Consider the following 26,857-nt stretch of genomic DNA (forward strand, 5'->3'; position numbering starts at 1 on the left):
CAGGGTGCGACACTGTGTCGCATTCTCCGTTGGACACCCAGCCACTAAAATGCCCCGCATATCAAAAGATTGTTGGTTTGCGAGGAATTATTTAGGTGTCTATACAAAGAGCAAAGTCTGTTTTTACCCGTTCAGCACTTTATAGTGCGGTATTACTGTCCATTTCCGGCACGCTGCACGCCCAGCAGGATGCTGCTCCCACGGCTGAACCTGCACCCCAGGTAGAAGAAATCATGATCTGGGGCCAGCAGCTTGGCCAGCGCAGCGACCTTTCGCACCCGGCCAGTGTGTTGACCCAGGCAGATCTGGTCAGCATCAACATTGCTACCACCGAAGATATCGTCAAATACGAGCCCAGCCTGGTCATTCGTCGCCGCTTTATTGGTGATTCAAATGGCACCATGGGGATGCGCGGCGCCAATATGTTCCAGACCTCGCGCTCGATGGTGTTTGCGGACGGTGTGCCTCTGCATTATCTGTTGCAGTCGCGCTGGAACGGTTCCCCGCGCTGGACGCTGGTATCTGCCAGCGAGATCGCCCAGGTCGAAGTACTCTACGGTCCGTTCTCCGCCCTTTACAGCGGTAACTCCATGGGTGGTGTGGTCAATATCGAGTCGGCGATTCCGCAGGAGCGCGAATTCCATTTTGACAGCTCCTTCTTCTCGCAGGACTTTAGCGCCTATGGTTTTGAGGATCGCCTGAACGGCTACAAAACCTTCTTCTCCGCAGGCGACAAAATTGGCGACTTCAGTGTATATGCCTCGTTCAACCGCCTGGAGAACGATGCACAGCCGCAGACTTTCTACAACGGCGCACCATCATCTGCAACCAATGCGACAGAAATCGACGGCGGTGTTGCCGGTAATGACCAGATGGGCATCAATCGCCTGTGGCTGGGTGATACCGGCGTAGTGGATACGGAAACCAACAACTACAAACTGAAGCTGGGTTACGATCTGAACGAGTGGTCGGCTCTGCTGAATCTGGCTTACGAAGATCGCTATTCCGACAATGCCCCGAACAGCTACATGCGCGCCACGGATGGCCGTACTATCTGGGGTGGCACTGTCCGTCAGGATGGCCGGACCGTTTCGGTACCCGCTTCGCGATTCAGTGTTGGCGAGCAGGATCGCGACAGCCTGTCGACAGGCCTGCGGATCCGCGGCCCGGTGCTGGCGCGTTCCGAGTTGGAGCTCAACCTGAATCACTTTACTATCCTGCGCGATGAGTCACGCAACTCGCAGCGTAACCCCGCTGATCCTGCACATACGCTGGCTGGCGAAGTCACAGACTTTGGCGACACCGGTTGGGAAGGTGCGGAGCTTAAACTGGTCAGCCCGCTGAATGACGACGAAACGCTGACGCTGACCACCGGTCTGCGCCACGACAGCTATGAAATGGCCATCGCGGTGTATGACTCCAATAATTATCAGGCTGGCGCCAAGTCATCGCTCTCCAGCCGCAGCGGCGGTCAAACTGCACTGCAGGCCGCCTTTGCGCAACTGAACTGGCTGCCGCATGAGCAGTGGGAAGTGCAGATCGGTGCGCGTCAGGAGTGGTTCCGCAGTCACGACGGCTTCTTCAGCAATGGCAGTGGTGCCGGTCTGACGCTGGAGAGTGTACCCGAGCAGAAGCGTAGTTCCTTCTCTCCCAAGTTCAGCACCTCGTACTCGCTGAACGACCGCTGGACGCTGAGCTACGCGGCGGCCAAAGCCTACCGTTACCCGATTGTTGAGGAGCTGTTCAGCCAGTATCAGGCCTACAATGCTATCAACCAGTCCAATCCTGAACTGAAGCCGGAAGATGGCCTGCATCACAACCTGGGTCTGGAGTACGCGATCACAGGTGGTTACATTCGTGTGAACGTCTTTCAGGAAAGTATCGAGGATGTGATCGAGTCTCAGTCGGAGACGCTGCCGGGCGGTCTTTCTGTGCGCACCTTTGTGCCGATAGATCAGGTCGACACACTGGGTACGGAGTTTATTTTTAACGCCAGTGGTCTTCTGGATGACAGACTGGATGTGCGCTTCAATGTGACCTACACGGACAATGAGATCGTAGAAAACCGTGTCGACCCCAGCATCGAGGGCAACGTCTATCCGCGTATGCCTACCTGGCGCAGCAACTTGATGGCAACCTATCGCATCAGTTCGCGATTTGATGTGGGAATCAATCACCAGTACGCTGACAGCAGCTTTGGTCGTAATGACAACATGGACATCGCGCAGGGTGTGTTTGGTGCGCAGGATGGTTATTCGCGTACCGGGTTCAAGAGCAATTATCGCTGGGACAACGGCTTTACAATGAGTGCCGGTGTGGACAATATTGCCAACGACATCGACTATGTTGCGCACCCATGGCCGGGTCGTACCCTGTACCTGAATGTGTCTTATGACTGGTAATAATCGGAGTGATTGATGCGGATTTTTTATAAGACTCTGGTGTTGGTTAAGGCGGGGCTGCTGGCATTTACTGGCAGCCTTGCCGTGACTGTCGCAACCGTTAACGCAGCTGCGTTGGAGCCCTGCGATGTGAGTAATCCCGGGTTGGTCCATTGCGGGTCGGCGCCGAGTGCCACATTTTCAGAAGATGGTACGCTTTGGGTTGTTTTTGAGTACCAGCAGCATGTCTGGTTGACTCAGTCCAGCGACAGCGGTCGGCAGTTTGCAGTTGCCAAACGTGTAACAGACGAGCCAGAAAACATAGAAATCAATGGCGAGAACCGTCCGAAGATTATCATCGACGAAGATAGTGATTCACTGTTTGTTTCCTGGACGCAAAAAACTGAAGGTATGCACACCGGTGATATCCGCTTCACCTATTCACCGGACATGGGCTCGACCTTTGAGTCAGTCAGAACCGTCAATGACGATGGTCTGCTGACCAGCCACCGTTTTGAGAGCATGCTGCTGACCGACGAAGGTCGGCTCTACATTACCTGGCTGGACAAGCGTGAGCTGGAGTACGCTAAAGAGCGTGGTGAAGAATACCGAGGCAGTGGAGTTTTCTACACGTTCTCCGACGACCATGGGCGCAACTTTGCACCCAACCAGCAGATTGCCGACCATAGTTGTGAATGCTGTCGAATCGCCGTAGCTCCACACGGCGACAATGGTATGGCACTTATGTGGCGCCATGTGTTTGATGTTAATACGCGCGATCATGCCATCGCCACCGTTAATGGCGCAGAGGTCACACCGGTAGTTCGCGCAACAGTCGATGACTGGCAGATCGATGCCTGTCCGCATCACGGGCCGTCAATGGTGCCGGCTGACTCGGCGGAAAATTATCACATGAGCTGGTTCAGCGCTGGCGACACGCATCGCGGCTTGTACTACGGCCGTCACAATGTTGCATCCGGAGAAACTACGCTTGTGCGTCAGATGGATGCGCGTCCAGGTGCCGGGCATCCCTCTTTGGCGGCTGCCGATGATGTTCTGCACATGGTCTGGAAGCGATTCAATGGTGTCGCCACCGACCTGATCCATGTCAGCTCAACGGATGGGGGGCAGAGCTGGAGTGAGGAGTCGGTACTGGCCAGCACCGAAGGTGGATCCGATCATCCATTGCTGGTTCAGGGCCCGGAAGCGCTTCATGTCAGTTGGATGACGCATGAAGATGGATACCAGTTTGTACGTGTTTCCGATGCAAAGCCTGACATCCGAGCCTTCACAACCACAACACTGGAAGACATCAAGGCGCAGCGTGACGGTGAGCCCTTTGTGCTGGCACTGTGGTCAGTAACCTGTCCGCCCTGCATGGTCGAACTGGAAATGTTTGGTGAGCTGTTGAAGGAATACCCGGACCTTCCCCTGGTACTGGTGTCGACCGATGACATCGCCGGTCTGGAGGATGCTCTGGACTTTCTGTACGACTACGAACTGGAAGGTATTACCTCTTGGATGTTTGCCGACTCGTTCACCGAACGCCTGCGCTTCAGCATTGACCCAAACTGGTTTGGTGAGCTGCCGCGCAGCTACTACTATGACCCAGCACATCAGGCCGAAGCCCACAGTGGCATTCTGAAAGAAGAGCAGGTGCGTGACTGGCTTGGCCTGTAATCAGATCGTTTCAGGCGGTGTCTGACAGGGGTTGCAGCCAATATCACCTTGTGTGACGATGGACTGACAACCCCTCTCTGGAGTCCACTGATGCGAAACAGCCAGTGCGCTACCCAATCGGAACCCGCCTCCCGTCCAGTTATCTGGAAACGTTCACTTCTTGTTGCTTTGTTGTTGGTTTTGCAGGCCTGCGCAGCCAGACCTTACGGTGATATTGATACTCTGCTGGCCGATCTTGCTGACTTGCATGGAAGCAGACCAGACATCGTTACACCAGATGATGTGCACTATTTGACCGATCAGCAGAAAAGTGAATTTCTGGATTACTTTAACCGTCTTGAACTAAGTGCTTATCCAGCGCACCAGCGGCTGTATTTCTACATGAAGGATAAAGAGTCGGGGTTCAATTACCAAACCGAGACGTTGCCGGCAGCTGAGACGCTGGAGACAAACAGTGGGAATTGCCTTTCACTTGCCATCAGGACAACAGCACTGGCGCAGCTGGTTGGGCTGGATGTTGGCTGGCAACTGATGAGTGAAGCGCCGGTCTATGACCTGACTGGCCCCTATGTGGAAAAAGGCGTACACGTGAGATCAGTCGTCTATTCGCTTGAGCACTCTCAATCTGACGGCGATGATAGGCTGAATCCATTTAACAGGGGCATTACAATCGATTATTTTCGCTCTGGTCGGGAGCGCTTCGTGGCCAACCTGAGTTACGAAAGTTATGTTGCGCTGTTTTACCGCAATGTGGCAGTGGAAGCTCTGCGTAAAGGCGATGTGGACCTGGCCTACTGGAACGCTGTTGAGTCGCTGAGATTTGCTCCGGATCACCCCGATGCCCTAAACACACTGGCGGTGATCAATCGACAGCAGGGCCGTTATGACGAGGCCGAGCAGATATACCGCTATGCCATAAGCCATGCTGACGACAAACTGACAGTATTGAAGAACTATCGAAGCCTGCTGGCCATTATGGGGCGTGAAGCGGACGCGCGGCGTATTGAGAGACAACTGATGTCCATGCCGGATAGCAGCCCGTTTCACTGGTACCAGGTGGCGCAGTCGGCCATGGAGGAAGGTGATTATCCGCGCGCGATCGAGTTCTTTTACAAAGCGTTGGAAGTGGCGCCCTATCTGCACGAAGCCTATGCAGGCATTGCGAGTGCGAACTACCAGCTCGGCAATATCCACTCAGCCCGTCTGGCGCTGACCGAGGCCATGGAACAGGCATCGCGCCGCAGCGCCCAACGAGTCTATAAATCCAAAATGGCAGCCTACTATTCAGATTGAATATCCATTGAACGTCATTTTCAGGCCCACTCACATCGCGTCTATTTCTGCTGCCACGTTCTGCAGCATGGTATCCAGTGCTTCACGATCATAGTACTGTTTTCCCATAAAAACGGCCTCAATCGTCATCGAATTACTGATGTCTTCCAACGGATTGGCGCGCAAAAGGATAAGATCGGCTACCTTGCCGATCGTTAAGTCGCCGTAGTCATCCTGCATGCCCAAAAACTCGGCAGCGGAAATTGTCGCCGCCTGCAGCGCCTGAGCAGGTGTCAGACCCGCCTTGACCAGCTCCTGTAATTCATCATGCGCGCTGGCGCCGAAGTACGAATAGCTGTCCCCTGAGTCGGTGCCCATCAAAATCCGCACGCCCGCGTCCTGCGCCTGGCCGGTCAGCTCCAGCCCTTTCTGATAGAAGCCGGCGACGATGGCTCGCTCCTCTGATGATGGTGCCATGGCCAGCATATTGTCGGCATCCGCATCCCAGCTTTGCAGCACTTCTGGCCAGATGTACTGGCGGCGCGGATCATTTCTAAAAGCGCTGTCTCCCGCCATGGCATCCATGCGTCGGGTGACATGCGTGGGGACGTACCAGGTGTCATTATCAGCCATGGTCTTGAGAATCTGTTCGCACTGTGCGCTGTTGTGTTCGGTTACCATGCGTTGCAGCCAGTCGACCGAAGGGTTCTGGGTGCGTTGCGTGCTGCGGAACTCCGACGAGCCCGGAAAGCAGTCGAATAACAGGTCACGGGCATGCTCCAGACTGTTAAGTCCGACCTGCACAGCTTCTGTCACGGTCATCGGCACAGGCAGATGCCCACTGACCATCAGCTCACGTCTTCCAGCTTCATCCGCCAGCCAGCGGAAGGCTTGTGGGCTGAGTCGAAAATATGTTTTGATCAGGTCAACGCCACGATTGTCCATTTCGGCGACCAGGCCACGGATCTGTTCCTCTGTGGCCTCATAGTCCCAGGGCGGATTGACAGGGAAACTGCTAAGCGCCAGCAGGCGAGGTCCGACAAGCTCACCGGCGTCAATCTGTTGTTGCCAGGTCTGCATTTGCTGCAGGCAGGGCGCGCCTGGTTGCGGGCCATCGCATTCAGAGTTCATCTCCCGTATGCCCGTCACACCATTGGCTACAAACTGTGGAAATATCAGTGTGGCTGCCAGTGGGTGTCGAATATGTGCATGCATATCCATCAGGCCAGGCATCAGGTATCCGTTATTGCTGTCTATTCGAAGAACTTCGGCATTGGGGTCGACGTTGTCTGCCACAGATTCACCAATAGCCACGATACGGCCGTCCCGAAGCAGAACCTGCTGAATGTCACTGACAGTCCCAGCTGTCACATCGATAATGTGCACTGAGTCGAGCAGGATGGTCCCGGGGTTTTGGGCTGTGGCCCGTGACTGGGCAAAGGCTGGCTGCAGAACTGACAGCGTTACAACGATAGTAAAAAGCAGTTTATTAATCCTGGTCATAAGCGTGCTCCTTGTCATTTGCCTCGAGGGCTTTGTTGTTTGTCGCCATTTGCCTGGCGTTGTGCCGAGAGACAATCAAAAATCGGACCAATTTCTATCTCTTTGAAAAGTAAGAATATATTGAAGATGATGATGGGGCGCGACTCAAATCCTTAGGCTATCTGACTATTAAGTGGTGCATTTGTTAAGGTATTTATATTGAATTTCTGAACGGGCAAACAGTAAAGTTCGACATCATCCAGCATCATCGTTGTTCATGCTGGCGAGACTGATGCAAAAAAGGCCTGCAAATTGCGGAATACGTAAGCAAAGGACAGCAGAGAAGGAGAATCTCAATATGACCAATAATATTACACTGCTTGTGGCCGCCACTCTGGCGATGGTCCTCCTGACCTTTCTGGTCGGCGCCAGACTGCTTTACACGCGGGTTACCGAGATGCGCCAGAAGCGTATCCACCCGCAGGCGGTCGCGACCTCATCCAAGATGGCTGCCAAGCTGGAGAACGTCCAGACGGCTGACAACTTCCGGAATCTGTTTGAAGTGCCGGTGCTTTTCTATGCATTGGTGGCTGTTTCTCTCTCCGTGCAGCATACGCCAGTCTGGCTGGCTTATGGGGCCTGGCTGTTTGTGCTGCTGCGTATGGCGCACAGCATCATTCACTGCGGCTATAACCGGGTGATGCACCGCCTGGTGGCATTCCTGGGCAGCTTCCTCGTTATTGTCTGCCTCTGGTTGACGTTTTTCCTCTCTTTACTTGGCCGGACTGCCTGAGCAGCCCGGTCTCTGCATGGTAGGTGCCGCGTATTTAATTTTTAGAAACTGACTGAGCAGTCATAAAAAATTAAAAATAATAATCATTGACGCAGCCCCGGATTGCTGTAGACTGCCACCTATGCCGGAATAAAGGCTATATCTATATCTGCAATACGAAGTGCCGCACGTAGACCCCTCGTCCTGTAAATGTATTTGTAATCGTCGTTTTCTGCTGACCGAAGTTAATTTCGGTGCGTATCTAATTTAAGTAATTTTTAAGGAATATTTTATGTCTACAGTGACAGGTCAAGTGAAGTTCTTCAACGAATCAAAAGGTTTTGGTTTTATTTCCCAGGACGGCGGAGAAGATGTATTCGTACATTACAGCGCCATTAACTCCAGCGGATTCAAAACCCTGACTGAAGGTCAGCGTGTTGAGTTCACGGTCACCAAAGGCGCCAAAGGCCTGCAGGCCGAGAACGTCATCGCTCAGTAATCACCTACTGACGCGGTAAACAAAAAGGCTGCCACGAAAGTGGTGGCCTTTTTTTGTTTCCAGTATTATCTGCAGTGTGGGGGCAGGGTCACCTTGGCGTAATCGTAAGGCGTGGCTACACTGAATGTCCCAGCCAACTGCGCCTGTGAGGCGGCTTGGGTGAACTGGAAACGTGAAGATTAAGAATACAGGCGCAATCTGGTTGCTGCCGGCAATAGTCGCTTTTATTGCGCCTGTTGTCGCAGGGTTCTGGTATGCGCGCGACGAGGCAGTCGATCAGCAGAATGCAGCACTGGCATCTGCCGCCGGTACCGTGCTTGCCCGCGCAGAAGACGTTGCTTACCAGTTTCGTGCCGCCACAGAGGGCCTGGTACCATTTGCCACAGAGCCCTGCGGTGATGAAGCGCTGAGAGCCATGCGGCTCAGCTCCCTCTCGTTTCGCTATGTTCAGTCTGCACTTTACATCGAAGGCGATAGTTTACGTTGCTCCAGTGTAGAGGTACATAGTCCGGCATTTGATCTGGGGGAGTCCACGGGTCGAAACTTTCGTGGTGCCGAAATTTGGATAGATGAGCAGCTACCCTGGGCTGTGGCATCCGCCCCTTTGATGATCCTCAAACAACCCTCAGGCTTTGGCGTTGCTCTCAACGCAGATGATATCTTCTATGGTTTTGAACCTGCGGGCACAGCTCTGGTTGTTCTGGAGTTTACAGAGAACGGCCCGGCACCCCTCGCGGAGTTCGGAGACATTCAGCCCGACCTGGCAATGATTGAGTATGTTTCTGGACAGGGTAGCGGTACCTATCCGTACAACGAATACGTGCTTCACTATAAGGCCAGTGAAGAGGATCTCACCATTGGTGTGCTGGTTATGGCGTTGCGCAGTGCAGCGAATGCAAGCGTGCTTCAGCAGATCTACCGGGTACTGCCGTTCGCTATTGTAGGCGGTGCGGTGCTGGCTGGTCTGGCCACGCAATTGTTCTTCCGTCGAAGGTCGTTTCGCAAAGACATTGAGGCCGGCATCAGGCTGCGTGAGTTCTATCTGGAATACCAGCCCATCATGGATATTCAGCAGCAGCGCTGCATTGGCGCCGAAGCACTGCTTCGCTGGCGCCGCAATGGAGAGCGAATTCAGCCTGATGTGTTCATTCCTCTGGCTGAACGCGAAGGTGTCATCCATGCGATCACTGACGAAGTTCTGCGCCTGATCGCCCGCGACATGTCATCCTTTTTGCAACAGACTGATGACTTCTACGTGTCGATCAATATCAGTGGCTACGATCTGGCCGATCCCAAACTGCCGGATCGCCTGTCGCGGCTTCTGGAAAGCTCTGGTGCTGATGCCAGTCGCTTTCTTGTCGAGATTACCGAGAGCAGTTTTGTCGACCGGCTGACAACACGCGAGGCCATTCAGGCGCTTCGAAGAATGGGATTCCAGATTGCCATCGATGATTTCGGAACCGGGTTCTCCAACTTTGCCTACCTGCAGCTCTACGATATTGATTACCTGAAGATTGATCGCCTGTTCGTAGAGACGATCGCTCAGGACGAAGTGAAAACACAGCTGGTATTCCATCTAATAGAACTTGCAAACAAGTTGAATGTAGAGGTGATTGCAGAGGGGGTCGAGCAGCAGATTCAGGCGGATGTGCTGCGGGAGAAAGGCGTCTGCTGCGCGCAGGGCTGGCTGTACAGCAAACCGGTCAGAAGCAGGAGGCTGATTGCTCAGTTGCAGGGCGAGCAGCCAGCCTCTGGCTGATGGTTTCAGGTGTTAAATGCAGACACCAGTGAGGTCATCTTTTTCGCTGACTTGTCCAGATCGTCCGCCGTGCCCGAGGACTTTTCAGCGGCGACGCGAGACTTCTGGGCCTGTTCTACCGCCAGCAACACATTGCGGTTGATTTCATCGGTAGCGTAGCTCTGCTCCTCGGCCGCCGTGGCAATCTGCGTGATCATGTCCTTGATCGACGCGATGGCCTGACCAATTTCATTCAGCGCCTGCTGTGAATCGCTTGCCAGCGTGACCGCCTCCGATGTTTTGGTCTGCCCGTGCCGCATGGCATCGGCCGCCGCACTCGCGCCATTCTGAAGCTCACTGATAATGCGCTGAATCTCGGTGGTGGATTCCTGCGTGCGCTGCGCCAGGGCCCTTACCTCGTCAGCAACCACAGCAAAACCGCGACCCTGTTCGCCGGCTCGGGCTGCTTCGATGGCAGCGTTCAGGGCAAGCAGGTTGGTCTGTTCGGCGATCGCCTGGATAACGTCCAGCACCGTCCCGATGCTACTGGTGTTTTCCTGAAGACGGTTCATCAGCGTCGCAATATGCTGAACATCGGTCGACAGCGAGTCGATTGCAGTCGATGTGCTGGTCATCAGTTTGATACCACTTTGTGCGCTCTGATCAACCTGTTCGGCAGCGCTGGCCGCCTGTACGGAGTTACTGGCTACTTCCTGGATGGTCTGACTCATCTCGGTGATGGCAGCAGCCACCTGATCGGTGTAGTTTTCAGAGTCTTGAGTGCGCACATTGATTTCTTCAGAGACTTCATTGATATCACCGGAAGCGGCGGCCAGCGTCGCTGCCTCGCTCTGCACCGAGCGAATAATGCTGGCCACTTTGTCCTGCATCTGCGAGAGCTCGGTGCTCAACTTGCCGAGCTCATCCTTGCGGTTGGATACAATCGGCTCTGCAAAGTCGCCATGTGACATCCGCTCCACGACCTTGCCTATGTCCAGCAAAGGCTGAATGAAGCCCCGGCTGATGACCAGGTGCGTGATCAGCAGCACCAGACCGGCGATCACGCAGATAGCCAGGTAGGACAGCAACACCAGACGTTCACTGCTTGCCGACAATGAGGTGGCAGACTGTTGGCTGGCAGCGCTGAGTTCATCAACCGCTTCCTGAAGCAGACGAGTGGGCTCGCGGTCGATGCCAGATACGGCCTGATCGCCAACCGTATGGTCGAAGCCGCTGAAGACAAATGCATTCAGTCCGCTCTGGTAAGCGTCATACAGCTCCTGGTGACGCTCACGAAAGTTGCTGACCAGCTCACGCGCATCGCCCGGATGCATTCGCTGCAACAGGCTCTGGCTGCGTTGCTGAATGCTTTCATGTAACTCGGTAAACCGTGTCCAGTATTGATCCCGCCGCTCGGCATCTGCGCCTCGCAGAAGGACGTTTTTCCACTCCTGAACCTGAATTTTGAAGTCCAGATTGATATTTTGAACATCACGTTCTATTGCTACCTGGTCAACAACCAGTTGTTCGTATGCAGCAATGGTTCGCTGCAGCATCGTAATGGCAATAATGCTGGCGACCAGGAAGGCGGCGAGGCCGATTGCCACAACAGTCATCAGTCGTGCTTTGATAGAGTTCATGTCTTTGCTGTCTTGGAAACTAAGTAGAGGAAATGTGTCTAGTCAAAATCAAGAAGCGGCAGTTCGGCGCAGTTCTTTAGGAAATGCGCGACGTTGTCACCAAACTGTCACATTTTTGGGAGGCGCACGACACTTTGTGCACTATTCGGGTGCAGTGCCGGCGTTTTCCGCGCAGATCACCCGGTTACGGCCACGATTCTTGGCGGCGTAAAGGGCATCGTCGGCTCGTGCCATAATGCTGATGGTGGTGTCCCCCACTTGATAGGCGGCAATACCCAGGCTGAGCGTTAATGAAATGCGAGCATCAACGGTGTTGATGTCCATACTGGCGACCTGCTGTCGCATGCGTTCAGCAAGCAAGCGGGCCTCTGACGCATCGGTGTTGAGACAGATAACGGCAAACTCTTCACCACCCGTGCGTGCCACCAGATCGCCAGAGCGAGCGCAGCCAGCCAGCGCTGAAGCCACCCCTTTGAGTACCTCGTCCCCCACCAGGTGGCCATACTGATCGTTCACGCGTTTGAAGTGGTCAATATCGATACTGATCAGCGCCAGGTTGCACTGGCCACGCGCGGCGCGGCTCAAGTCGCGATCAAGGCTTTCGAGGAAAAGACGCCGGTTGGAAAGGCCTGTCAAGGCATCGGTTCTGGCGTCCGATTCAGCCTGATGCCGGGCTGCTTCCAGCTCGCGAGTCCGCAGCGCAACCAGTGCTCGAAGACGCCATACGTGCAGCGTAAGCAGAGCCGCCAGGATTAGCGCTGTGGTGGCAGCAAGTGCGAAGCGGTAGCGCATTAGCAGGGACCAGAGACTGTCCTGCTGCGAGGGCACGTAGACAAAACCCGCGAGATCGACCGGAACGTCCAACAGTCCCTGCTCCCTGAATATGTTTTCGATGCGCTGCCAGCGCTCCAGGTTCATATAACCAACAGGCACAACGTTGGACAGTATCAGGCGTGCTGACTCCCGTGCTTCGAACATCAGGTGTTCCCTGGATTTCTGTTGGGTGTTGTAGTCGGTCATGATCAGGTCAACCATCTCTTCAATGTTGGCAACAGCATATTCCCAACCCCGAATTGTGGCCTGTCTAAAGTTGGCGACGACCTCAGGCTGTGTGTTCAAAAGCGATTCGCGTGTGATCAGGATGTCGCCATAAAAATCGACGCCGTAGTCCTGCGGCAGGAATACCCGAAATGGGACATTGCGCTGTTCCAGCATGTAGGGCTCATTGGTAGTGTAGCCGTTGTAGGCATCAGTCCCGCCGTTGATGAGTACATCGATAGAGGTGTTGCCAGGCACTAGCGTAAAGTCATTGCTGGTGATGCCAGCCTGCCGCAGCATTGACATCAGTTCGGCATTCATAAAGCCGCCGGCCAGCATTGCGCGCCTGTTGCGTAAATCGGCCAGGGTGTTAATGCCGGTGTCAGCTCGGGATATTAAAGCAGATGGCGAGTGCTGAAAGATGGCAGCCAGCACCACGATTGGGACACCGCTTGCCCGGTAGAGCAACGCGCCCGTGTCCGCGACCGCAAACTCTACCCGACCACCCATGAGCTGGTCGATAGGAGTGAGACCAGGCAGATGTTCAATCAATGTGACATCCAGGCCGGCCTCTTCGTAAAAGCCCTGATGAAGCGCAGCATAGTAACCGGCGAACTGAAACTGATGCGCCCACTTCAGTTGCACGCTAATGTGCTGCAGTTCTGGGTTTTGTTGAGAGTGACTGATGTTGGGCAGACTGGTCAGCACTGCAGCAGTGAGCATTGGCAATAAGATGCCACGTGTCGCGCGCATCGGCATGCCGCCGCATCGCAACAACACACCATGAAAGTTAAACAATATGCTGTCCCGCATTTGTTTTCTTGTCCGATCATTTTTTGCGCATTGTGTCTGGCAGTATACACACCGTTTATGTGGTCTGGGTATACTGACGGGGTGGTAATGCAGAGGATTACCCCATACAGTTAATGGTTAGTGAGTAATCGGGGGCAGGGTATTCAGTTATGCGAATGTCATACAAAAACACTCATCAACCGTTGAAGGCATTCCTGTCAGTAGTGGCACTCGCGGCGTTGCTGCTAGCGTGCAGCCAGGAACAGAACTCCGCGCCTCAATCATCGACGATGGAATCGAATAGTGCCGCGACGGAATCAGCGCCCACGGATCCGACCTTGCGGTCAATCGCTCAAGGCGAGCTGCGCGGCGCGGTGCAGGCGGATGGCAGCCTGGCATGGCGCAATATCCCCTACGCGCAGCCTCCCGTTGGGGATCTGCGCTGGAAGTTACCACAACCACCTGAGCCTTGGACGGGCGTGTATGAGGCAAGTGAAACAATCCAGCCCTGTGTGCAGTTCAGCTCGTCCTTGAGTGCCGGTATTGCGGATCCTGATGGCGATGGCATCGTGGGCAGCGAAGACTGTCTTTATCTGAGTGTTTATGCGCCTTCAGACATCCCGGAGGGAGAGCAGCTTCCGGTGATGTACTGGATTTTTGGTGGCGGCAACAACAGTGGTTACGCAGGTGACTACAATGGCGGTGAGCTGGCGCAGTCACAGGATGTGATTGTTGTGACGGTCAATTACCGGCTTGGCAGTCTGGGCTGGTTCTATCACCCGGCCATTCTGGAACCGGGCGCCAGCGGAGCCGCGGCCAGTGGCAACTGGAGTACAGTCGATACTATTGCTGGCCTGCTCTGGGTTCAGGAAAATATTGCTGCCTTTGGCGGTGACGCCGATAACGTCACAATATTTGGTGAGTCAGCGGGTGGTGGAAATGTCATGAGTCTGGTCACATCGCCAATGGCGGAAGGTTTGTTCCATCGGGCCATCGTGCAGAGTGGTGGTATCGATACAACACCACTGGCGGAAGGCGTGAACTATGTCGATGACGATGTCCCGGGGCACGAACACAGCTCCCGCGAAATCATCAACAAGATACTGGTGCGGGACGGACGCGCGCCTGATCGCGACAGCGCCAAAGAGTTGCAGGGTCTGATGAGTGATGAGGAGATCAGAGAGCTTCTTTACAGTCAGGACGCTGCATCCTTCCTTCAGCTCTATAACCCGGAAGCTGCCCGCAATTACCCGGCGCCCAAAAAGTTCATGGACGGTACGGTGTTTGTCGAGCAGGATCCGCTGGATCAACTGGCTTCGGGAGATTACAACCAGGTGCCGATCATTCTCGGCACCAATCGCGATGAGCGCCGTATCTATCTTTATGCTGCGATGGCAGACCTGATTCGTAACGATCCTGACGAATACATTCGCTTCGCACATTACCCGTCAATCCAGTGGAAATGGCGTGGTGTCGACAACCTGGCACGTCGCATGGCACCAGCGCAGGATGCCCCGGTGTATGCCTTCCGCTTTGACTGGGATGAACAGCGAATCAGCGACGCAGGAATGGATATGTCGATTGCTATCGGCGCGGCGCACTCGACGGAAATGGCATTTATTTTTGGTGACTGGGATGTTGGTTTCATACCCGGAGACGCGCTCTATCACGAAGCGACCAACCCGGGACGCGATGAACTGTCAGCGGCAATGATGTCCTACTGGTCAAATTTTGCCTATACGGGTGAGACAGACCGTGGGCGCGACGGCGACCTGCCGGTATGGCAGCCCTGGCAAAATGGCGAAGGCAATCCAAAGACATTGATCCTCGATTCGGCCAATGACGGCGGCATTCGCATGATGGATGAAGAAGTCACGCTGGAAAGCATCAAGGCGCAGTTTATGGCCGAGACCTGGAGTGATCCGCAAAATCGTTGTCGAACTTATCTGTCCACGTTTGGCGGCACTGAGGCATTTGATGCCGACGAGTACGCGGTATTAATCGAAGGCGGGTGTGCGGTGCGCTAATTAAACCCGGCTGGCCGACGCGGTTGTCTGACACAGGGAGTAATGGGGTTATGGCCAGAAACGCAATGTGGTATCTGATGCTGTTTGCAGCCTTCGGAGTCAGTGCTTATGCGCTGGCGCTCGGATTTGTACCAGCAGTCAGAAACAGTTTTGTCAGCGATATTGTGCTGCAGGCGCCCAGTGCCTCAGTGCTGCATTTTTTGGGTGGCGGAATTGTTCTGCTGGCAGGAGCCAGCCAGTTCCACGCCGGCCTTCGCAAAAAATACACAAAGCTGCATCGATGGCTGGGACGCGTCTATGTTGCCGGTGTCCTGGTAGGTGGTATCGCTGGCTTCACGCTGGCTTTTTATTCGGTAGGTGGACTGGCAGCCCAGGCGGGATTTCTGGTTCTGGCGGTATGCTGGTTGCTCAGCACCGGTCTGGCCTTTCGTTACATCCTGCGGCGTGACATCGTCGCACATCAGCGCTGGATGATACGCAGCTATGCGTTGACGCTGGGAGCCGTAACCCTGCGAATCTATCTGCCATTATTTTTAATGCAGGGTATCCCGTTTGAACAGGCCTATCCGGCGATCGCCTGGCTGGCCTGGGTTCCCAATCTGATCATCGCTGAGTGGGTGTTTGTTGCAGCCTTGATACCGCGACGCTGAGGCCCGGTTTCATCTGTGGTAGACTCTGCGGCTTTTCCGGAAACCGTAACTCATGTCAGTGCCTGTCAATCGACCGCCCATTTACCTGTTGGTTCCGATCAGCATGCTGTGCACGCTGGTGGCGGTCGTGTTTGGTCGACTGGCATACGGGCTGGTGCTGCCGGTCATGCGCGAAACCCTGGGGCTGACTTATACCCAGGCGGCCAATCTGGGCACGGTCACAGCGCTGGGATATCTGGTATTGCTGCTTTATGCGGGTGTGTTTGCAGGCCGGCACGGTGGCAAACGGTCGATTCTGCTGGGTCTTTCTCTCGCTGCCTGTGGTTTTGCGGGCCTGAGTCAATTCTCGGCTTATCCCTTGCTGATGCTGTGCATGACTCTGATGGGGTTCGGCACGGCCTTCACATTCACACCGCTGGTTTCGCTGCTGGGCGCCTGGTACCCCGAGCGTCGTGGCATGGTGATCGGCTTTTCCGGCAGTGGCGTCGGAATTGGCATATTGCTGGCAGGCTCGCTGGTACCGGTTATTACCCAGTCCGGCGAAGAGGCATCCTGGCGTATGATCTGGGCCGGATTCGCCGCTATCGCGCTATTTGTTATTGCCATGGTGGCAGTCTTTCTGCGCAACCCGCCTCAGCATGAGATGCCCGTGTCCATGGTGCAGGGGCTGAAAACCGTTTATCGAAATCCCCACGTGGTGCGAATGGCCATGATTTACGGCATAGTTGGTCTTACCTATATTGTCCAGGTGCTGTTTATGTACAGCTTTGCGCTGGATGCTGGTGTGCCAGCGCCAACGGCGGGTCGGCTGGTGGCGGTGATGGGCTTTATGTCAATTTTCTCCGGGCCAATATGGGGCTGGCTGGCAGACCGGGTAGGGCATGGGCGCGCGTTGACCTTCTGTATGTGTGTCGCCATATTCGCAACGTTACTGCCGGTAGTCTGGCCAGTCACTCTGGCATTTACGGTTCACTTTGTGCTGACCGGCCTGTCAGTTTCTGGACTGTTTACTTCCGTACTGGCCGCGGCAACAAGCACCGTTAAACCGCAGCATGCCGCCATGGCGGTCAGTTTTGTGACCGTATTTTTTGCACTGGGGCAACTGGTGGGTCCGGCGCTGGCGGGATTGCTGATAGACTGGCAACAGGACTTCAGACTGACGTTTGCGTTGAGTGCCGTCCTGATGCTTGTGGGTGCCGTCGCCAGTTATGGCAGCACGGCGGTTGCCAGGACACAGGCCCGCGCAGAATAAAGTTGTTGTTCGGCACCAGGAACATATCCGTGTAGAGGAACACCATGAACCCGCTGTTCTCCGCAATTGGCCGCGGCCTTGCCAATTACCTCAGCAAACCCCGTCCCGGTTACGAGCGACTCAGCCGCACCTCTTTGCAGGAGGTGATGGATGTACTGCAGCCCGGTGACATTCTGCTGGTCGATGGCAACAGCCGCATCAGTACAGCAATAAAATATCTCACACAGTCCACCTGGTCACACGCATGCCTGTATGTCGGCGCCAGTAAATGTGATCCTGATGAGCCATCGCTGATCGAAGCAGATCTGACACAGGGGGTCATCATGGTGCCGCTGAGCAAATACGAACAGTACAATGTGCGTATCTGTCGCCCCGTTGGTATCAGTGACACCACACGCGACACGATTATCAATTTTGCCCGCGAGCGCCTGGGTCACGTCTACGATCTGCGTAATATATTCGACCTGGCGCGATACCTGATTCAGAAGCCGGCTGTTCCCAATCGATTGCGACGGGAACTCATTACATTCGGCAGCGGTGAGCCCACCCGAGCTATATGCTCAACCCTGATCGCTGAAGCATTCCTGTCAGTGGGTTATCCCATTCTGCCAGAGTTCATCCGTGTGGAAGACCGCAAAGGGCAGCAGGTCACCATACAGCGTCATTACACGCATTATGTGCCGGGTGATTTCGACCTGTCGCCGAACTTTCGTATTGTCAAACCCACACTGGAGCGCGGCTTCAGCTTTGAGAAACTGCGCCAGTCCATGGCTCGGGATGTAGAATTTGATGAGGTGACGCAGTCATGAATACAGGACACAAGATCTACTCGATGCCGTTCGCCAAAGTCTATCCAATGTACGTCCAGAAGGCAGAGCGAAAAGGACGCACCAGGGCCGAGGTTGACCAGATCATTGAGTGGCTGACGGGTTACGATCAGGCCGGCCTGCAACAGCAGCTGGACAGGCAGACAGACTTTGAATCATTCTTTGCACAGGCGCCCGCCATGAACCCGGCCACCGCCAATATAAAGGGAGTGGTTTGCGGTGTACGTGTTGAGGATATCGAAGACCCTCTGATGCAGCAGATCCGGTGGTTGGACAAACTGATAGACGAACTTGCCAAAGGCAAGGCCATGGAGAAAATTCTCAGGCAGATGTGAGCCCATGAATCAACTCAACCCCAAGAAACTGCTGCACAGCAAATGGACTGCCTGTCACCCTGTCGAAAAGCAAAAGCACTTTGAGGTCACCCGTGTGGTTTATGATGCCAGTGGGCAGGTCATCGACTGCCGTATCACGGCGGTTCATGGTGGGCAGGCCCGGTCGATTGACTGGCGTGAACTGCAGTCATCGGAACACTGGTTGCAGGGCTGGAAATAATAGTGCGGTGATCGTGTTATATGACCCTTAAGCAATATCTGGAAAAGCGCCGCTGGTATGAAGTCGCGGCCTTTGTCGCAATGACCACCCTGTTCGGTCTGGTCAATGCCACGTCCAAGATTCTGGAGCGGGTGCGGGAAGGCATGTCAGCCGACTGGATACCTGCCCTGGTGTCTGAGCTGACTGGCACCCTGGCTGTGCTGCCACTGATCCCGCTTCTGGTATGGTTTATTGAAAGGCTGAATCTCTCCTGGTCAAATGTTCGCTGGCGCATTCTCTGGCATGTTCCTGCAGCCATAAGTTTCAGCCTGGCGCATGTTGCCCTGTTCGTCGCCATGCGCAAGATTTTTTGGACGCTGGCGGGCGGCAGTTACCAATTCGGGCCGTTGCTGCTGGGTCTGCTGTACGAAATGCGCAAGGGGCTGCTGGTATACCTGTGTATGGTTCTGCTGATTGTCAGCTACCGCTTTATACTGGAACGCCTGCAGGGAGAAGCGGGGTTTATAGACGCTCAATCCGATCCGTCGCCGGCGTTCAGGCACCAGTTTTTGGTCAGCATGCTTGATCGTTCCTATCTGGTGAAGTCAGAACAGATAGACTGGGTGCAATCGGCGGGTAATTACGTATTACTGCATTGCGCTGATCGCAGCTATCCGATGCGGATGACCCTGTCGGGTATGGTGTCGCAGCTGGATCCCGCGTTGTTTTTGCGCATACACCGCACAGCCATCGTCAACCTTTCCCGGGTTTCCGCCCTGAAAGAGTCCGGCGAGCTGCAGCTTGAGCTGACCAATGGCACACTGGTCCCGGTCAGCAAAACCTACCTGCCGGCATTGAAACAGCAGCTGTCCGGGCAAGCCGCCACCATTCATCCCTGAATGCGTGGGTTTCGTCACAGCATCCGTCCCCAGGCCACAAAGTAACTACACTGCACCTACTACTGGGTATTATCAGCTCACTGACTGTAGTGCGGAGCGCTGTTCATGAGCCCTGAAAGAATCCTGAAAACTGTTGTGCTGCTGGTCGTGTCCGGCATTGCGATGACGATGACGCATGCCCAGCAATGGGACCGTTATGGTGGCCCTGGCGGCCAGCAGTTTACGCACCTGACTGAAATAAACGCGCAGAACCTGCAGCAGCTGTCGCTGGCCTGGACGTATCGCACCGGCGACCTTAATGAAGGGTTTGTGTACAAAGGGCATTCCTTTCAGGCTAATCCAGTCATCTGGAAGGGGACACTGTATCTGAGCACCAGCGCCAATCAGGTGGTGGCAGTGGATGCTGCAAGCGGCGCAGAACGCTGGCGCTTTGATGCTGGCATTCCGCGTGATATCGCGTATTCGGAAAGTGCCTCGCGCGGTGTCAGCATATGGCACGGAGAGTCTGTGGCATGCCCGCATCGAATTTTCCTTGGGACACTGACCGGATTCGTTCACGCGCTTGATGCCGAGACCGGTCGGCCCTGTGCGGATTTTGGCAACAATGGCAGAGTGGACATGCGCGAGGGCGTGGGCAACCACGACAACCTTGCTGGTTACTATGGCATTACCTCACCGCCAGCGGTAGCTGGTGATGTGTTGATCGTTGGATCCGCCATTGGTGACAATCAGGAAGTTGCCTCGCCGAGGGGGATCGTCCGCTCGCTGGATGCTAGGAGTGGAGCACTCAACTGGATGTGGGATCCATTACCAGGTGGCGAGTCAGGCTCTGCCAATGTGTGGCCTCCCATCTCGGTTGACGTGGAGCGCGGTCTCGCGTTTTTGGCTACATCTTCACCCAGTCCGGATTTTTACGGTGGTGAACGTCCCGGCGACAACCACTATGCGAACTCTGTGGTGGCGCTTGCGCTAGACTCAGGTGAAGTGGTCTGGCATCAGCAGTTCGTCCATCACGATATCTGGGATTATGACGTACCGGCGCAGCCCGTGCTGACCAGTTTGCAACGCAATGGTGAGCTCGTTGATGCCGTGTTGGTCGTTACAAAAACTGGAATGATGTATACCTTTGATCGGTCAAACGGTTTACCCATTCATGCCATCGACGAGCGGCAAGTGCCTGCCAGCGATGTTCCTGGCGAGCAGGTATCGCCGAGCCAGCCTTTCTCTGCTCTGCCACCTCTGGTCGAGCACCGGGCGCTGACCGAGGATGACGCCTTCGGTATCGCCTGGTTTGACCGACTCAGTTGCAAGAAGACAATCCGGGAGTCACGCAACGAGGGTATTTTCACGCCGCCATCGTTGCAGGGCACCATCCTGTATCCAAGTTATGCCGGGGGTTCCAATTGGGGAGGTGTGGCAGTCGATGCAGAACGACAGATCGCCGTCGCCAATGTGAACCAGGTGCCTGCGATTGTCCGGCTGATACTCCGTGATGATCTGACTGCTCTGATTGACGGTGGAGAGCTTGAAGGTTGGCAGGTTTCCCCGCAGCGCGGAACTCCATACGCGATGGCTCGAAAAATTTTTCTGTCACCTTTGGGCCTGCCGTGCACGCGTCCGCCATGGGGCAAGCTTGTGGCGATGGATTTGCGGGCTGGCGACATTCTCTGGGAAATTCCACTTGGCTCTATTCGAGACCTGGCACCAGCGCCTGTGCCCAATTTTGATTGGGGAGTGCCTAATATGGGCGGCCCACTGGTCACTGCTTCCGGCCTGGTCGTCATAGGTGCAGCAGCAGAGAATAACCTGCGCATCTTTGATCTGATGAGCGGCGCGCAGCTTTGGGAGTATCGACTTCCCGCGCCAGCCATGGCGACACCGATAAGTTACGAAGTGGATGGCAGCCAGTACATCGTTGTGGCTGTTGGAGGTCATGGGCAACTTGGCACAGAGATTGGCGACTATGTGATGGCTTTCCGGCTGGAGTGACCGCAATGGTGTATTCAATTGAGCAAAGTGATGCGTTCACGAGACACATTCTGCCGATTTAATTTACTTGTCACCTCCATAAAAAACTTCTTTGGTCCTGATGTGCAGTGGTTTCGTAGCTTCCTCGCGAACCCAAATTAATCATATTTTGCGGCTGACATGCCAACAAACATCAATTAAGTTACTACTGTCACTTGTGTTGCCTGGCCATCGCGAGCCACTATCAGGCAAACACTGAGCGAAAGAGTCGGAACAGAACATGAATCGTCTGGGAAAAGCTGTAGTTATTGTTGTTGCACTGGTCGCAGTTGCTGCTGTTTATGTAATGAATCCGAACCTGCCAACACCGGACGGAGCGATCAGCGCTAGCTTGTACTCGCCTGGCGAGTTGGGCATGCGCCGGGAGTCGATCTCTCTTATAGACAGCTCTCGGCCAACCAGCGCCAATGGCGATTATGCGGGTGACCCGGCGCGGCAATTGGACGGGTTCGTCTGGTTCCCGGAGGATGTGGGGCAGGCGCCATTCCCGCTGATCGTATATAGCCACGGTTTCATGTCCTCGGTCGGTGAGGCTGACAATCTTGCCGAATTTCTGGTGCCCAAAGGCTATGTGCTGGTCGCCGTCGACTATCCGCTCAGTAATGGCGGTGCACCGGGTGGCCCCACTGTCACTGATGTGATTAATCAGGCGGGAGATGTCTCCTTTATTATTGACTCGATGTTGGCGCGTAGCATGGCGACAGACGACGAGCTGTCTGGCTTGATCGATGAGGAGCGGATAGCCGCAGTTGGCCTGTCACTGGGTGGTCTTACCACACAACTGGTCACCTTCCATCCGAGTGAACGGGACAGCCGCATCAAGATGTCGGTGTCGATTGCAGGCCCGAGTGCGATGTTGCAGTCCGGTTTCTTCGATAACGCCGATGTTCCCTTCATGATGATCGCCGGCAGCAGCGATGCCATCGTTCCTTACCAGGATAATGCCGCCAGTATTCCTGAGAGAGTGGACAATAGTTTACTGGTAACACTGGACCAGGGCAGTCATGCCGGATTCGCCGGTATCTCGAGCACTTTCATGCGCTGGTTCGAACATCCTGATGAACTCGTCTGCCCCATGCTGGTCAGCGGACTGGAACGGGATCAGGAAGAACAGGATTCGATTCTGGAAGCCAATCTTGCCGCGGGCATTACGGCGACGGTATCAACGCCTTGTGCCATGGAAAGCTTTCCGCGCGCCATGCGGCCAGGTCAGCAGCAGATGCTGACAAGGCTGGCCGTTTACGCATTTCTGGAAAGCTCATTTGCGGAAGAGTCGTCGCGCCGTCAGGCCATGTTGCAGTATCTGCAGCAGGACCTGGCGGCGGAGAATTCGCCGGACTTAAGCGTCACGGCGAATCAGTAATCAGCCTTACTGGTTCTGAACGGAAGAAACCCACTGGTCGACTCGACGCTCGAGCAGGTGCAGCGGCATGGCGCCGCCGAGCAGGATGGCGTCGTGGAAACCACGAATGTCAAAGTCTTCACCGAGTTGCTCGCGAGCTTCGGCACGCAGCTCCAGTATCCGGTTCATGCCGATTTTGTAGGAAGTGGCCTGTCCCGGCATGACGATGTAGCGACGGATTTCGGAACGGATCGCGGCAAGCGGTACTGAGGAGTTAGCCTGGAAGTAGTCGACGGCTTCCTGCTCGGTCCAGCCTTTGGCGTGCAATCCGGTATCGACGACCAGGCGAATGGCGCGCCACATTTCCGAGGTCAGTCGGCCAAATCGTGAATAGGGATCTTCATAGGTGCCAGGCATTTCACTCGCCAGATATTCAGAGTAAAGCCCCCAGCCTTCCGAATAAACCGTGAATCCAGCCTGGGTGCGGAACATCGGCATGTCTTCCAGTTCCTGCGCAATGGAAATCTGCATGTGATGGCCCGGCAGACCTTCATGGTAGGCAATCACTTCCAGCTCCGACTTGGGCATGGCCGTCATGTCGGACAGGTGCGCGTAGTAAACACCGGGACGACTGCCGTCAGGCGTGCCCGGGTAATAGTGCTGTGCGGCACCATCCTGTTCCCTGAATGCTTCCACGCGGCGTACAACCAGATCAGCCTGGGGCAGGGTTGCGAAATAGTCAGGCAGCACAGACTTGATATTTTCTATCGCTGCAGTGGCTTCATCGATGTAACCCTGACGACCTTCGTCGGTATTCGGGAAGTAGAAACGCTCATCGTCCCGGGTTTCACGCAGCATGACAAAAAACTCCTGCAGCGTGCCATCGAAGCCGACTTCATTCTTGATCTGTTCCATCTCGCCACGCAGACGTGCCACGTCAGCCAGGCCGATTTCATGAATTTCATCAGCAGTCAGGTCGGTGGTTGTGTAGGTAGACAGCAGGTAGTCGTAGTAGGCAGCACCATTATGCTGAGCGACCAGACCGGTGGAGACCTCAGGAACGTTTTCCTGTTCTGCCTGCGCCCAGTCAATGACGCGCTGGAATGCCGGGGCGAAATCATTGATCAGAGCATCCTGGGTGCTGTCCAGCAGCGCATCGGCGTCAGGTTGTTCCAGTTGGCCGGCTTCTACCAGATTTGCTACCTGTGCTTTTGCGTGAGCCCAGATGTCTGAATCATCGCCGGCCTCTGTAAAGGGCGCACCAGTGATCACTTTCTCGGATTGTTCGATGACACCATCGAGCGCAAAGCCGGGCATGATCACACCACGGTCACCTGCCTCAATGGCACGGTCCAGCAGTTGATTCATGGCGCGGCCGGCCTGGCTGATTCGCGAAACCAGTGCTTCGTAGTCAGACACCGATTCCACGTTGTGGAAGCTGATGAGGAAGGTGGGAAGGAAGCCCTGGGCGCCATTCATCTGGTCAAAAACAAAACCATTGTAACGAAACTCGGCAGCACGCACCGCCTGATCGGCCTGGTACATCCAGATGTCCCAGGACGTCTGGGCTTCCTGGTTCAGGTCATCGTAGTTGAACTCGGCATCGAGCTCTTCGACGCTGGCCAGCAGCCATTCAAGCTGCGCTTCTTCAGCGGCGACAGACATATCATCGAGGTCACCATAGCGCTCCTTGCGACCCAGGAAGGTCAAGTTGATTGGGCTGAACTGTAGTTGCTCTTCGTATTTCTCATCGAACCAGGCGTTTAATCGCTCCGATTCGGTCTGGGCTGTTTCTTCGATGGCTTCAGCCGGGGCAGTCAGATCTGCAGATGTTTCCGTGCCGGTGGTCGGCGCAGGCGTATCCGGTTGTCCGCAGGCGGCAAGTAAAAATGACAGCGACAATAGCAGTAGCAGTTTATACATGGCGGGTAAGTCCTTGGTTAGCGCAGCGTTCTTTTAAAACGCCACATCATGTGTTGTTGACGGGTAAGTCTGCGGCAAGTATCGCCGAATCGACTGTTGATCTCAAGGCAGCTAATGCGGGACCCGATGCAGATGCAACGTGGTGGAGTCTACAAAAGCCGGGTACACTTTCCAGACGGCCCGGCATGTGTGGCCCGAACAAGACGGAACTTTTCTGACGAGCGTAAGATAAAGGGCCTGGCATGACGGATTATCTGTTTCTCACTTTTCTATTCCTCATCGCAGGCGTGATCGCTGTGCCACTGGCCTCACGCCTGCAACTGGGCTCTGTTCTGGGTTATCTGATCGCGGGTATCGCCATCAGCCCTGTGCTCGGCCTATTCAACGTGGATGTGGTTTCTCTGCAGCACTTCGCCGAGTTCGGTGTGGTGATGATGCTGTTTCTGGTAGGTCTGGAACTGGACCCTCATCGTTTGTGGCAGTTGCGGATGCGCCTGCTGGGTCTGGGTGGATTGCAGGTGGGGTTAACGGTGCTGGCTGTGATGGGCATCGCACTTGCCCTGGGGCTGAACTGGTCAGTGGCTCTGGCCGTTGGTCTGGTGCTGTCACTGTCATCAACGGCAATCGTATTGCAGACACTTACAGAAAAAGGCCAGTTGCGTTCCGATGGCGGTCAGGCCGGGTTTCTGGTCCTGTTGTTCCAGGATATTGCAGTCATTCCGATGCTGGCGCTGTTGCCGTTGCTGGCTTTACCAGAATTGCAGAGTGCAGGTGGTGCTGATCACCACGACGCAGGCATGAGTCTGGTCGCACATCTGAACGCGTGGCAGACGGCTCTGGTGACCCTGGCTGCGATCGCCGTTGTTGTGTTCGGCGGTAGCTGGCTGACTCCCCGGCTGTTTCGTTTTATCGCCATGGCACGGCTGCGTGAGCTGTTCACCGCCTCGGCGCTAATGCTGGTGGTTGGTATCGCCCTGTTGATGTCGCTGGTTGGCCTTTCTCCAGCACTGGGTACTTTCCTGGCTGGAGTTGTGCTTGCAAACAGTGAATACCGCCATGAGCTGGAATCGGATATCGATCCGTTCAAAGGGCTGTTACTGGGCCTGTTTTTCATGACAGTAGGAGCGGGTATCAACTTCGGATTGCTGGGCGACAATCTGCTGTTGATTGTCTCACTTACGCTGCTGCTGATTGCTATCAAAGTTTTGGTGCTGTGGCTGGTAGGCAGTCTGTTTGGATTGCGTGGCGCAAATCTGTGGCTCGTGGCACTTGGTCTGGCGCAGGCAGGTGAGTTCGGATTTGTGCTGCTCTCGTTCACCGTTAGCAGCGCTGTGATACCGGTTACGTTGGCAGACCAGCTGCTGTTGATTGTGGCCTTGTCCATGCTGCTGACACCTCTGCTGTTTATTATTCACGAGCGCCTGATAGCGCCGCGTTATCTGCGTGAATCCGAACGGCAGGCTGATAATATTGATCAGGCCTGCAAGGTGATTATTGCAGGACACGGTCGCGTGGGTGGCATCGCTAACCGGATGCTGCGTGGCGCCGGCTTTGAAACCACCGTCATCGACTACAGTTCGGCCCAGCTGGAAATGCTGCGTGCTTACGGCATCAAGGTTTACTACGGCGATGCCACACGTCCTGACCTGTTGAATGCGGCCGGGATTGCGAATGCCGATCTACTGGTGATTGCCATCAACGATAAAGAAAAGATCACTGAAATGACGCGGTATGCCGTCGAGCATTTCCCGAATCTGCACGTTGTTGCGCGCGCAGTGGACCGGCATCATGTCTACGACCTGTGGGCGGTTGGGTGCCGTGACATTATTCGCGAAACCTTCGACAGCTCCCTGCGCATGGCGCGTTCAGCCTTGATCGCCCTGGGCATTTCGGAAGAGCGGGCGCGGGACATTTCAGCGCAGTTTGAAACAGTGGATCGACGTTATATGCGAGAGATGGCAGATCTGTACGATCCCAAAATCCCCAGCCACGAGAACCAGCCTTATGTCACCAAGGTGCGCGAACTGAATGCAGAGTGGGCCAGACAACTTAATGCTCGACAACAACAAGAAGAGGAGTGA

20 protein-coding genes are annotated in these 26,857 nt (G+C 55.0%); 16 read left to right on the plus strand and 4 right to left on the minus strand.

Annotated features, from left to right (window positions below; translation table 11 throughout):
* The first annotated feature begins 95 nt into the window (after positions 1-95).
* From LVD14_RS04030 to LVD14_RS04040, 3 genes are all read left to right on the plus strand, one after another.
* The gene (locus LVD14_RS04030; RefSeq protein WP_237132745.1) at positions 96-2,402 is read left to right on the plus strand and encodes a TonB-dependent receptor; all 2,307 of its coding nucleotides are present in this window, start codon (positions 96-98) and stop codon (positions 2,400-2,402) included.
* Between the two features lie 15 nt (positions 2,403-2,417).
* Positions 2,418-4,061, plus strand: coding sequence for a hypothetical protein (locus LVD14_RS04035; RefSeq protein WP_237132746.1), 1,644 nt, complete (start codon positions 2,418-2,420; stop codon positions 4,059-4,061).
* Between the two features lie 90 nt (positions 4,062-4,151).
* Entirely contained in the window at positions 4,152-5,354 is a 1,203-nt protein-coding gene (locus LVD14_RS04040; protein ID WP_237132747.1) for a tetratricopeptide repeat protein, read from the plus strand.
* A 30-nt stretch (positions 5,355-5,384) separates the two neighbouring features.
* Here the strand turns inward: LVD14_RS04040 and LVD14_RS04045 are convergent, their stop codons facing one another.
* Entirely contained in the window at positions 5,385-6,836 is a 1,452-nt protein-coding gene (locus LVD14_RS04045; RefSeq protein WP_237132748.1) for an amidohydrolase family protein, read from the minus strand.
* A gap of 337 nt (positions 6,837-7,173) precedes the next feature.
* On the opposite strand from LVD14_RS04045, the gene LVD14_RS04050 reads away from it, so the two are divergent.
* The 3 genes from LVD14_RS04050 (at position 7,174) to LVD14_RS04060 (ending at position 9,845) form a co-directional block, all read left to right on the plus strand.
* Complete coding sequence (locus LVD14_RS04050; RefSeq protein ID WP_237132749.1) at positions 7,174-7,608, plus strand: MAPEG family protein; 435 nt, start codon at positions 7,174-7,176, stop codon at positions 7,606-7,608.
* A gap of 271 nt (positions 7,609-7,879) precedes the next feature.
* The gene (locus tag LVD14_RS04055; protein WP_237132750.1) at positions 7,880-8,086 is read left to right on the plus strand and encodes a cold-shock protein; all 207 of its coding nucleotides are present in this window, start codon (positions 7,880-7,882) and stop codon (positions 8,084-8,086) included.
* A 172-nt stretch (positions 8,087-8,258) separates the two neighbouring features.
* Positions 8,259-9,845 (plus strand): EAL domain-containing protein, encoded by a 1,587-nt coding sequence (locus LVD14_RS04060; protein WP_237132751.1) that lies wholly within the window; start codon positions 8,259-8,261, stop codon positions 9,843-9,845.
* A 5-nt stretch (positions 9,846-9,850) separates the two neighbouring features.
* Here LVD14_RS04060 and LVD14_RS04065 read toward each other — a convergent pair whose 3' ends face one another.
* Both LVD14_RS04065 and LVD14_RS04070 read right to left on the minus strand, forming a co-directional pair.
* The gene (locus LVD14_RS04065; RefSeq protein ID WP_237132752.1) at positions 9,851-11,464 is read right to left on the minus strand and encodes a methyl-accepting chemotaxis protein; all 1,614 of its coding nucleotides are present in this window, start codon (positions 11,462-11,464) and stop codon (positions 9,851-9,853) included.
* A gap of 141 nt (positions 11,465-11,605) precedes the next feature.
* Entirely contained in the window at positions 11,606-13,315 is a 1,710-nt protein-coding gene (locus tag LVD14_RS04070; RefSeq protein ID WP_237132753.1) for a GGDEF domain-containing protein, read from the minus strand.
* Positions 13,316-13,470: 155 nt separating this feature from the next.
* Here LVD14_RS04070 and LVD14_RS04075 point away from each other — a divergent pair, with 155 nt between their 5' ends.
* The 9 genes from LVD14_RS04075 to LVD14_RS04115 all read left to right on the plus strand — a co-directional run bounded on the left by LVD14_RS04075 (position 13,471) and on the right by LVD14_RS04115 (position 22,874).
* Positions 13,471-15,321 (plus strand): carboxylesterase/lipase family protein, encoded by a 1,851-nt coding sequence (locus tag LVD14_RS04075; protein WP_237132754.1) that lies wholly within the window; start codon positions 13,471-13,473, stop codon positions 15,319-15,321.
* A gap of 50 nt (positions 15,322-15,371) precedes the next feature.
* Positions 15,372-15,971: a DUF2306 domain-containing protein gene (locus LVD14_RS04080; RefSeq protein ID WP_237132755.1), complete on the plus strand. Its 600-nt coding sequence runs from the start codon at positions 15,372-15,374 to the stop codon at positions 15,969-15,971.
* 52 nt (positions 15,972-16,023) lie between these two features.
* The gene (locus LVD14_RS04085) at positions 16,024-17,223 is read left to right on the plus strand and encodes an MFS transporter (RefSeq protein ID WP_237132756.1); all 1,200 of its coding nucleotides are present in this window, start codon (positions 16,024-16,026) and stop codon (positions 17,221-17,223) included.
* 44 nt (positions 17,224-17,267) lie between these two features.
* Entirely contained in the window at positions 17,268-18,032 is a 765-nt protein-coding gene (locus tag LVD14_RS04090; protein ID WP_237132757.1) for a YiiX/YebB-like N1pC/P60 family cysteine hydrolase, read from the plus strand.
* A complete protein-coding gene (locus LVD14_RS04095; RefSeq protein WP_237132758.1) occupies positions 18,029-18,385 on the plus strand; it encodes a DUF2200 domain-containing protein in 357 nt (118 codons plus the stop codon). The genes LVD14_RS04090 and LVD14_RS04095 overlap by 4 nt, the downstream gene beginning before the upstream one ends.
* Positions 18,386-18,389: 4 nt before the next feature.
* Positions 18,390-18,605 carry a TIGR02450 family Trp-rich protein gene (locus LVD14_RS04100; protein WP_237132759.1) on the plus strand — a complete coding sequence of 72 codons (216 nt, stop codon included), beginning with the start codon at positions 18,390-18,392 and terminating at the stop codon, positions 18,603-18,605.
* A gap of 20 nt (positions 18,606-18,625) precedes the next feature.
* The gene (locus LVD14_RS04105; RefSeq protein ID WP_237132760.1) at positions 18,626-19,483 is read left to right on the plus strand and encodes a LytTR family DNA-binding domain-containing protein; all 858 of its coding nucleotides are present in this window, start codon (positions 18,626-18,628) and stop codon (positions 19,481-19,483) included.
* 105 nt (positions 19,484-19,588) lie between these two features.
* The gene (locus LVD14_RS04110; protein WP_237132761.1) at positions 19,589-21,472 is read left to right on the plus strand and encodes a pyrroloquinoline quinone-dependent dehydrogenase; all 1,884 of its coding nucleotides are present in this window, start codon (positions 19,589-19,591) and stop codon (positions 21,470-21,472) included.
* Positions 21,473-21,731: 259 nt separating this feature from the next.
* Complete coding sequence (locus LVD14_RS04115; protein WP_237132762.1) at positions 21,732-22,874, plus strand: alpha/beta hydrolase family protein; 1,143 nt, start codon at positions 21,732-21,734, stop codon at positions 22,872-22,874.
* A gap of 6 nt (positions 22,875-22,880) precedes the next feature.
* Here LVD14_RS04115 and LVD14_RS04120 read toward each other — a convergent pair whose 3' ends face one another.
* Complete coding sequence (locus LVD14_RS04120) at positions 22,881-24,776, minus strand: DUF885 domain-containing protein (RefSeq protein WP_237132763.1); 1,896 nt, start codon at positions 24,774-24,776, stop codon at positions 22,881-22,883.
* 242 nt (positions 24,777-25,018) lie between these two features.
* On the opposite strand from LVD14_RS04120, the gene LVD14_RS04125 reads away from it, so the two are divergent.
* On the plus strand, positions 25,019-26,857 hold the full coding sequence (locus LVD14_RS04125) for a monovalent cation:proton antiporter-2 (CPA2) family protein (protein ID WP_237132764.1): 1,839 nt from the start codon (positions 25,019-25,021) through the stop codon (positions 26,855-26,857).

This window comes from Pseudohongiella sp. O18 (assembly GCF_021729085.1).
Classification (GTDB): Bacteria; Pseudomonadota; Gammaproteobacteria; order Pseudomonadales; family Pseudohongiellaceae; genus Pseudohongiella.

Coding starts and splice junctions, on each gene's coding strand:
- LVD14_RS04035 (WP_237132746.1), top strand. CDS start 2,418: ATGCGGATTTTTTATAAGACTCTGGTGTTGGTTAAGGCGGGGCTGCTG.
- LVD14_RS04040 (WP_237132747.1), top strand. CDS start 4,152: ATGCGAAACAGCCAGTGCGCTACCCAATCGGAACCCGCCTCCCGTCCA.
- LVD14_RS04045 (WP_237132748.1), bottom strand. CDS start 6,836: ATGACCAGGATTAATAAACTGCTTTTTACTATCGTTGTAACGCTGTCA.
- LVD14_RS04050 (WP_237132749.1), top strand. CDS start 7,174: ATGACCAATAATATTACACTGCTTGTGGCCGCCACTCTGGCGATGGTC.
- LVD14_RS04055 (WP_237132750.1), top strand. CDS start 7,880: ATGTCTACAGTGACAGGTCAAGTGAAGTTCTTCAACGAATCAAAAGGT.
- LVD14_RS04065 (WP_237132752.1), bottom strand. CDS start 11,464: ATGAACTCTATCAAAGCACGACTGATGACTGTTGTGGCAATCGGCCTC.
- LVD14_RS04070 (WP_237132753.1), bottom strand. CDS start 13,315: ATGCGGGACAGCATATTGTTTAACTTTCATGGTGTGTTGTTGCGATGC.
- LVD14_RS04075 (WP_237132754.1), top strand. CDS start 13,471: ATGTCATACAAAAACACTCATCAACCGTTGAAGGCATTCCTGTCAGTA.
- LVD14_RS04080 (WP_237132755.1), top strand. CDS start 15,372: ATGGCCAGAAACGCAATGTGGTATCTGATGCTGTTTGCAGCCTTCGGA.
- LVD14_RS04085 (WP_237132756.1), top strand. CDS start 16,024: ATGTCAGTGCCTGTCAATCGACCGCCCATTTACCTGTTGGTTCCGATC.
- LVD14_RS04090 (WP_237132757.1), top strand. CDS start 17,268: ATGAACCCGCTGTTCTCCGCAATTGGCCGCGGCCTTGCCAATTACCTC.
- LVD14_RS04095 (WP_237132758.1), top strand. CDS start 18,029: ATGAATACAGGACACAAGATCTACTCGATGCCGTTCGCCAAAGTCTAT.
- LVD14_RS04100 (WP_237132759.1), top strand. CDS start 18,390: ATGAATCAACTCAACCCCAAGAAACTGCTGCACAGCAAATGGACTGCC.
- LVD14_RS04105 (WP_237132760.1), top strand. CDS start 18,626: ATGACCCTTAAGCAATATCTGGAAAAGCGCCGCTGGTATGAAGTCGCG.
- LVD14_RS04110 (WP_237132761.1), top strand. CDS start 19,589: ATGAGCCCTGAAAGAATCCTGAAAACTGTTGTGCTGCTGGTCGTGTCC.
- LVD14_RS04115 (WP_237132762.1), top strand. CDS start 21,732: ATGAATCGTCTGGGAAAAGCTGTAGTTATTGTTGTTGCACTGGTCGCA.
- LVD14_RS04120 (WP_237132763.1), bottom strand. CDS start 24,776: ATGTATAAACTGCTACTGCTATTGTCGCTGTCATTTTTACTTGCCGCC.
- LVD14_RS04125 (WP_237132764.1), top strand. CDS start 25,019: ATGACGGATTATCTGTTTCTCACTTTTCTATTCCTCATCGCAGGCGTG.